Genomic DNA, 5075 nt, shown 5'->3' with positions numbered 1-5075 from the left:
CCCGATCCGGTTGCCACTGCAGCGCCAGCAGGTCTGAGCAAACCGCCCTTGCGTTACCCTGTGGACAATTGTTTCACGTGAATCTGCCTCAGCGGTGGCTGGTATAGCCGCCCAGGACGCCGCGCGGCGACAGGACCACCTGCCACAGGCTGATCTGGCGTGCCCGGAACGAGGCGGCAAAGACGCTGAGATAGTAGCGCCACATGCGGTAAAAGCGCTGGTCATAGCGCGCCGACAGCTCTGGCCAGGCCGCCTCGAAACGGGCCAGCCAGGCCATGAGCGTGGTGTCGTAATCGGCGCCGAAATTGTGCCAGTCCTCCATCACGAACAGCCCTTCAATGGCGCGGCCGATCTGGGCGATCGAGGGCAGCATGCCATTGGGGAAGATGTATTTTTCGCTCCATGGATCGCCATGCACGACGCTGGTATGGCCACCAATGGTGTGCAGCAGCATCAGCCCGTCCGGGGCCAGCAGGCTGGCGGCCTTGCTGAAATAGCTGCGGTAATTCTTGTAGCCGACATGCTCGAACATGCCGATCGAGATGATGCGGTCGAACTGGCCGTCCAGCGCCTGATAGTCGAGCAATCTGGTTTCCACCGGCAGATGGGCGGTGCGCGCATTGGCCAGCGCCGCCTGTTCCTTGGAGACCGTCACCCCCACGCCCGACACCCCGTAGCGCTCGGCGGCAAATTGCAGAAACCCGCCCCAGCCCGAACCGATATCAAGAATGCGCATGCCGGGCTGCAGCCCCACCTTGCGACAGATCAGGTCAAGCTTGGCCTCCTGGGCCGCGTCCAGATCGGTGGCGTCCTTCCAGTAGCCGCACGAATAGATCATCCGCCGGTCCAGCATGGCCGCGTAGAGATCATTGCCGATATCATAGTGCTTCTCGGCCACTTCGCGCACCCGCAGCCGCTGCAGGTTGAGCAGCTTGCCGCGCGCCAGGCTCCACATCACCGCCAGATCCTTGGGGAAGGCCCGCTGCACATCGCTCCGGATCAGCGCGAACAGGCACTGGTCGAGCGCCTCGGCATCCCACCAGCCATCCATATAGCTTTCGCCCAGCCCCAGCGTGCCGTCGCGCAGCAACCGCCCCCAAAGGGCCTCATTGTGGATGACTGGATCGGCTGCAGCCGGACCATTGACCGTAATACCGGTCCGTTCGAGTTGGCTGAGCACAAACCGCCTGGCGGATTCTGACATGGCGCGCACAAAAGCTTGATCGGCAATGACTCAGTTTAACGCCGGTGGTTTTGTGTGATCAAGCCCGTTCTGCTCAGCTCTCATTAACGTGCCGCGGCTAAAGGCTGTAACTGAACTGGTAGGTTATGATGTCGCGAACGGGTGAATTGGTGCAGTGGAACAACAAGGGCGGCTATGGCTTCGTCCGCGATGGCACCGGCAACGACTTTTACGTCCATATTTCCAAACTGGCCGACGGTGAACCACGGCCCAAGCCGGGCGATCAACTGAGGTTTGACATCGCGACCGGCCGCAATGGCCGTCCGGCGGCGATCAATATCGTGGTTACCGCTGCCGCGCCGGTCCCCGAGCGCAGCATGCGCGACGTCCGACGCCTGTCCGACGCGGTGCCGCGCTACCAGATCGGCCTGCGCACCACGGCAGCGACCATGCTGACACTGTTGATATTGCTGGCCATCGTCACCGATCGGGCGCCGCTCTGGCTTGGCACCATCTATACGCTGATGGGCCTGGCCTCAGCCCTGCTCTATCGCTTCGACAAGCTCTACGCACTCAATGACCGCTGGCGGGTCAGCGAAGCCAATCTGCATGTTGTCGATTTCTGCTTTGGCATTATCGGCGGCCTGATCGCCCAGGAAATCTACCGCCACAAGACCGTCAAGCCGCGCTTTGTCGCCGTCACCTGGGCCCTTGCCCTGATCCATGTGCTGGGTCTGGCGATGCTGGCCCTGGGCTGGGTCAGCATCGCCTTGCCCTAGCCGGCTAGTGGAACTGCGCCGTTTCGGTTGATTCGCCCATTGCGGTGGTGGCGCTCTTGCCTTCGCTCACCGCCATCGACACGGCGTCGAAATAGCTGGTGCCCACTTCGCGCTGATGCCGCACTGCCGAAAAGCCGTGCTGTTCGGCGGCGAACTCGGCCTGCTGCAGCCGGGAATAGCCCGCCATGCCCTCGTTCTTGTAGGCCCGGGCCAGTTCGAAGGTCGACAGGCTCAGATTGTGGAAGCCGGCCAGGGTGATGAACTGGTATTTGTAGCCCATCGCCGCGATTTCGCGCTGGAAGCTGGCCATCGCCGCCTCGTCCATATGCTTGGCCCAGTTAAAGCTCGGCGAGCAGTTATAGGCCAGCATCTGCTCGGGATGCACCTTGCGTACCGCCTCGGCGAATTTCTTGGCTTCCGCCAGGCTCGGCGTGCTGGTTTCGCACCAGATCAGGTCGGCATAGGGCGCATAGGCAATGCCGCGCGCAATCGCCGCGTCAATGCCGCCCTTGAGCCGATAGAACCCTTCGGCAGTGCGTTCCCCGGTGACAAATGGCGCATCCTGCTCGTCAATATCGGAGGTGATCAGCCGCGCCGCTTCCGCATCGGTGCGCGCCATGATCAGCGTCGGCACGCCCATCACATCGGCGGCCAGCCGCGCCGCATTGAGCGTGCGGATGAACTGGCTGGTCGGCACCAGCACCTTGCCGCCCAGATGGCCGCACTTCTTTTCGCTGGCCAGCTGATCCTCGAAATGCACGGCAGCAGCACCGGCCTCGATCATCGCCTTCATCAGCTCAAAGGCATTGAGTGCGCCGCCAAAGCCGGCCTCGGCATCGGCGATGATCGGCACGAAAAAGTCGAGATCGGTGGTGGCGATGCCGTCTTCGCGCTCCATGGTCTGGATCTGGTCGGCCCGCTGCAGCGCCTTGTTGATGCGCTTGACCACCGCCGGCACGCTGTCGACCGGATAAAGGCTCTGGTCGGGATACATATTGCCACTGCTATTGGCGTCGGCCGCCACCTGCCAGCCACTCAGATAGATTGCCTTGAGGCCCGCCTTGACCTGCTGCACTGCCTGGTTGCCGGTAAACGTGCCCAAAGTGGGCACGAAATCCTCGTTCTGCAGCAGCTCCCACAGCCGCTTGGCGCCCTGTTCGGCCAGGGTGTGGCGGATCGGCAGCGATCCGGCGAGCCGGGCCACGGCGCTGGGGGCGTAGTTGCGGGCAATATTGTGCCAGCGGTCCGGCGCATAGTCGGGCGCGGGGAATTTGGGTTGGTCAAGCATGGTATGTCCTCCTTTAGGGCATGGCTTCGCCGGTCCGGTGGACCGGCGTTTTTTTTTGTGATTCACGTGGAACAATAGGGGCGTTGGTCCGGCTTTCCCCTCTCTCCTGAGGGAGAGGGGAAAAGGCTAACCCAGCACCTTGCGGCTGAAAGTGGCGGCGATCATGCCGGCGCCGGAAAACAGTTCGGTGCTGCCCTGCCCGCCCACCAGCGAAAACTGGTGCCGGCCGATCTTGCCGGCAATGGCATAACCCTGGCTGGCCAGACCGCGGGCGCTGAACTGCGCCATGGCCTCAACCGCGGTCGGGGCAATGATGGTCAGATATTCTTCACGTTCACTGCTGGAAGGGCTCATCCGAAAGTCTCCTCATTTCTTGTCTGTAAAGATTTGACAAATGGCTCAAACATGCAAGGAATAAGCGCAATAGGCCCAGTAAACCTGTAAATCGCTACACAAGCTGCGATGCGGTTTCTGTAAAGCCTGTAAACAAATGCGGCCAGCAAGGCCGGGAGGAGCCGATGAACGATGCGAGCGACATGCAGATCGGCGGGCGCATCAAGCGCCTGCGCCGCACCCGCAAGCTGGCCCAGGCCGATCTGGCGACGGCGCTGGGCATTTCGGCCAGCTATCTCAATCTGATCGAGCACAATCGGCGCAAGGTCACCGTGCCGCTGCTGTTTGCCATTGCCGGCTATTTCGGCGTTGAGCCGGGCGAACTGGTCGACAGCGATGAAGGCCGGCTGCTGGGCGATCTGATGGAGGCCTTTGGCGACGACATCTTTGCCGACAGCGACGTCACCAATCTGGAAATCCGCGATCTGGCGCACGCCAATCCGGCGGCGGCCCGGGCTATTCTCAAGCTTTATGACCGCTATCGGCTGGTCGCCAAATCGGGCGACACGCCGACCCAGCCCGGCGTGGGTGAACCCTTCCATCTGGCCACCGACGCGATCTCGGACTTCCTGCAGGAGAACGCCAACCACTTCCCGGCGCTCGAAGCCGCCGCCGAGCGTATCCGCAGCGATATTGACCGTTCGGGCGACAGTTTCGAGGCGGGCCTGCGCACCTATCTGCTCAACGTGTTTGGCGTCGAGGTCCGGCTGGCCTCGCTGCCGCACGGCATCGCCCGCCAGCTTGATGCCACGCGCGGCCACTTGCTGGTGTCCGACATCATGCCGGCCGAATCGGCGCTGTTTCTGGTCGGCCACCAATTGGGCCAGCTGGCCGCCAGCGCGGAAATTGACGCCATTATCGCCGCCTCCAGCCTGCCCGAGGGCGATGCACCAGCGCTGGCGCGCAATGTGCTGTCGGCCTATTTCGCCGCCGCCCTGGTCATGCCCTATGCGCCGTTTCTGGGCGCCTGCCGCGACTATCGCTATGATATCGAGCGCATCGGCCGCCGCTTCGGCGCCAGTTTCGAGCAGGTCTGCCACCGCATGACCACGCTGCAGCGCCCCGGCGCGGCGGGGATTCCGCTCCATCTGGTGCGCACCGATATTGCCGGCAATATCTCCAAGAGGTTTTCGCTGTCGGGCATCCACATTCCGCGCCATTCGGGGGCCTGCCCGCGCTGGAACATTTATTCAGCCTTTCTGGCGCCGGAGCGGATCAATATCCAGATCAGCCAGATGCCCGACGGGCAACGCTATTTCTGCCTGGCCCGCACCATCATCAAGGGCGACCACCGCTACAACGCGCCGCGCCGCTATATGTCGATCGGGCTGGGCTGCTCGATCCACCACGCCAAGGAAATGATCTATGCCGATGGCATGGATCTGACCGGCGACAGCCAGGTGGTGCCCATTGGCGTGGGTTGCCGCATCTG

Annotated in this window: 5 protein-coding genes; 2 read left to right on the top strand and 3 right to left on the bottom strand. The window is 62.6% G+C overall.

Translation table 11 applies throughout. From position 1 onward, the window contains the following. Positions 1-88 precede the first annotated feature (88 nt). On the bottom strand, positions 89-1204 hold the full coding sequence (gene cfa, locus Q8O80_RS03140) for a cyclopropane fatty acyl phospholipid synthase (protein ID WP_305576827.1): 1116 nt from the start codon (positions 1202-1204) through the stop codon (positions 89-91). 125 nt (positions 1205-1329) lie between these two features. On the opposite strand from cfa, the gene Q8O80_RS03135 reads away from it, so the two are divergent. Beyond that, positions 1330-1962, top strand: a complete 633-nt coding sequence (locus Q8O80_RS03135; protein WP_305576826.1) for a DUF1294 domain-containing protein — start codon at positions 1330-1332, stop codon at positions 1960-1962. Positions 1963-1966: 4 nt separating this feature from the next. Here the strand turns inward: Q8O80_RS03135 and aceA are convergent, their stop codons facing one another. Together aceA and Q8O80_RS03125 are read right to left on the bottom strand one after the other, a co-directional pair. Then, positions 1967-3250 carry an isocitrate lyase gene (gene aceA, locus Q8O80_RS03130; protein WP_305576824.1) on the bottom strand — a complete coding sequence of 428 codons (1284 nt, stop codon included), beginning with the start codon at positions 3248-3250 and terminating at the stop codon, positions 1967-1969. 126 nt (positions 3251-3376) lie between these two features. After that, a complete protein-coding gene (locus Q8O80_RS03125) occupies positions 3377-3604 on the bottom strand; it encodes a hypothetical protein (protein WP_305576822.1) in 228 nt (75 codons plus the stop codon). 164 nt (positions 3605-3768) lie between these two features. On the opposite strand from Q8O80_RS03125, the gene Q8O80_RS03120 reads away from it, so the two are divergent. Then, on the top strand, positions 3769-5075 hold a 1307-nt coding region (locus Q8O80_RS03120; protein WP_305576820.1), incomplete at its 3' end, for a short-chain fatty acyl-CoA regulator family protein.

It is taken from the genome of Devosia sp. (assembly GCF_030689745.1).
Lineage (GTDB): Bacteria > Pseudomonadota > Alphaproteobacteria > Rhizobiales > Devosiaceae > Devosia > Devosia alba.
This window is presented reverse-complemented; position numbering and strand designations above follow the sequence as displayed.